Source organism: Micromonospora sp. ATCC 39149, assembly GCF_000158815.1.
Taxonomy (GTDB): domain Bacteria; phylum Actinomycetota; class Actinomycetes; order Mycobacteriales; family Micromonosporaceae; genus Micromonospora.
In genome coordinates this window covers 6473765-6476347 of the sequence record NZ_GG657738.1, presented here as the reverse complement: position 1 = coordinate 6476347, position 2583 = coordinate 6473765, and the positions used below count along the sequence as shown (strand labels likewise).

Genomic DNA, 2583 nt, shown 5'->3' with positions numbered 1-2583 from the left:
GTGCCCACCGGTTCCCGCCCCGGTCGCGTCCGCCGCGCGGCCCGGGGTCGCCGTGGCCTGCTCCCCCGTCGTGTCGACCGCCGCCGGCTTTGCCGGGCCGTCCGGGGCCGGCACGGTCCCGTGTGCGCCGGCGACCCGGACGGCGGCGGTGCCCCGCAGGGTGTCGGTGAGGTCGCCACGGATCGCGGCGACCAGCTCGGACAGTCGGTCGTGCAGGAAGAAGTGCCCGCCGTCGATCTCGTGCAGGGTGAACCCGGCGGCGGTGTGCCGCTGCCAGGCGGCGCTCTGCGCGTGGCTCACCGCCCGGTCGGACCGGCCGCTGAACGCCACGATCGGCACCGGCACCGGCTCGCCAGCAACGTACCGGTAGCTGTCGACCCGGCCGAAGTCGGCGCGCAGCAGCGGCAGCAGCAGCTCCACCAACTCGGGGTGGGCCAGCACCTGCGGCGGCAGCCCGCCGCCGTCGCCGAGGCGGCGCAGCAGCTCCTCGTCGTCCACGGTCGACAGGCCGTCGAACAGGCTCGCGTCGTCGACGTGCGGGGCGCGGGCCCCGCCGACGTACAGCCGCAGCGGCAGCGGACCGCCGGTGCGGCGCAGCTCGCGGACCACCTCGAAGCCGACCCGCCCGCCCATCGAGTGGCCGTAGATCGCGTACGGGCGGTCGGCCCGCCCGGCGATCGCGGCGGCGACGCCGGCGACGGTGAAGTTCGGGTCCTCGCTGATCCGGTTCTCCCGCCCGGGTAGCTGCACCGGCAGCACCTCGACGTCCGCGCCGAACTCCCGCTGCCAGTCACGGAACACGCTGGCCCCGGCCCCGGCGTAGGGCAGGCAGAACAACCGCGCCGGTGCCTGGGGACGGCTTCCGGCGGAGACGAACCAGTTCACCGCGCACCTTTCTGAGGGGGGTCGATCCAGTGCCGCTGACGCTCGAAGGGGTACGTGGGCAGCCCGGTGCGCCGGACGCCACCCTCGGGGTGCAGGGCCGCCCAGTCGACGTCGCGGCCGGCCACCCAGTCGAGAGCGAGGTCCCGCAGCTCGCCGGCCGGGCCAGCGACCCGGGCGTCGGTGTGGAGCAGGTCGTCCAGGCCGGCGAGGGCGTCGGCGAGGTCGGCGGCGACGACCGCCGCCCGGCACGCGAACGCCCGGCGGCCGAGCGCGAGGGTGGCGGCCACCTCGGCCAGCGCCGGGGACGCCCCGGCCAGGTGCTGCCGCAGCCGGCGCAGCGCCGCACGCAACGCCACGGGGGTACGCGCCGACACCGGCAACAGGTGCGCCGCCGCGTCCGGGGCGTCCGGCGGCTCGACCGGGGGCGGCTGCTCGACGACCACGTGGGCGTTGGTGCCGCCGAGCCCGAACGAGCTGACCCCGGCCACGCGGCGGGCCACCTGCGGCCAGTCCCGGGCCTTCGTCGGCACGTAGAACGGGCCGCCGGCCAGGTCGATCTCGGGGTGGGGGCGGGTGAAGTGCAGGTTCGGCGGGATGACTCCGTGCTGGACGGCGAGCACCGCCTTGATCAGGCCGGCGATGCCGGCGGCGGCGTCGAGGTGGCCGATGTTGGTCTTCACCGACCCGAGCGCGCAGGACTCGGCGGGCGCGGCGCCTGCGTACACCTCGTGCAGGGCGGCGACCTCCAGGGCATCACCGAGCGGGGTGCCGCTGCCGTGCGCCTCGATGAGCCGGACCTCGCCGGGGGCGACCTCGGCGGCGGCGAGCGCACCGGCCACAGCGGCGGCCTGCCCGGCCGGCCCGGGGACGGCGTACCCGGCCCGGTCCGCCCCGTCGTTGGTGACCGCCCAGCCGGGCAACACCGCGTAGATCCGGTCCCCGTCGGCCTGCGCGTCGGCGAGCCGGCGCAGCGCGACGACGCCGACCCCGGAGCCGAAGCCGGAGCCGTTGGCGGCCTCGTCGAAGGCGCGGCAGCGCCCGTCCGGGGAGGCCATTCCCGCCGGGGGTGTGCCGGTACCGGGGCCAGGTCACGTTGACCCCACCGGCCAGGGCGATGTCGCACTGGTAGTCGGCGAGGCTCTGGGCGGCGACGCAGACCGCGACCAGGGAGCTGGAGCAGGCGCTCTGCACGGCCAACGCCGGCCCGGTGAGCCCGAGCCGGTACGCGACCTGGCCGGGCAGGTGGTCGGTGAACTGCCGGCCGACCAGCCGGGCTTCCCAGTCGTCCGGGTCGACGTCGCCGACCACGGCCGGGTTGTCCATGAGGTGGAACAGGAAGTACCGGTTGGCGGAGGTGGCGGCGCAGACGCCGACCAGGCCGGGGAACCGGGACGGGTCGTGCCCGGCGTCCTCCAGGGCCTCCCAAGCGGTCTCCAGGAACAGCCGGTGCTGCGGGTCGGTGCGGGCGGCCTCCTGCGCGCCGAAGGCGAAGAAGTCGGCGTCGAAGTCGGCCACGTCGTCGAGCCGGCCGGCGGCCCGGACGTGCCGGGGGTCGGCGAGCAGCCGGGGCCCGATGCCCAGGGCGGTCAGCTCGGCGTCGGTGTGGTCGTGGATGGCGTCGACGCCAGCGCAGAGGTTCCACCAGAGGGTGGCCACGTCCGGTGCGGCGGGGAAGCGGCCGGCGAGCCCGACGACGAC

The 2583-nt window shown here is 76.7% G+C and carries 2 protein-coding genes and 1 pseudogene; all 3 read right to left on the bottom strand.

All coding sequences use genetic code 11. The annotated features are described in order from the left end of the window. A partial coding sequence (locus MCAG_RS27945; protein ID WP_157548697.1) for a thioesterase II family protein occupies positions 1–885 on the bottom strand: 885 nt, incomplete at its 3' end. Then, the gene (locus MCAG_RS35855) at positions 882–1940 is read right to left on the bottom strand and encodes a polyketide synthase (protein ID WP_007076301.1); all 1059 of its coding nucleotides are present in this window, start codon (positions 1938–1940) and stop codon (positions 882–884) included. The genes MCAG_RS35855 and MCAG_RS27945, both read right to left, overlap by 4 nt. Positions 1941–2031: 91 nt before the next feature. Further along, a pseudogene (locus MCAG_RS35850) lies at positions 2032–2541 on the bottom strand (beta-ketoacyl synthase N-terminal-like domain-containing protein); the annotation flags it as partial. Between the last annotated feature and the right edge of the window lie 42 nt (positions 2542–2583).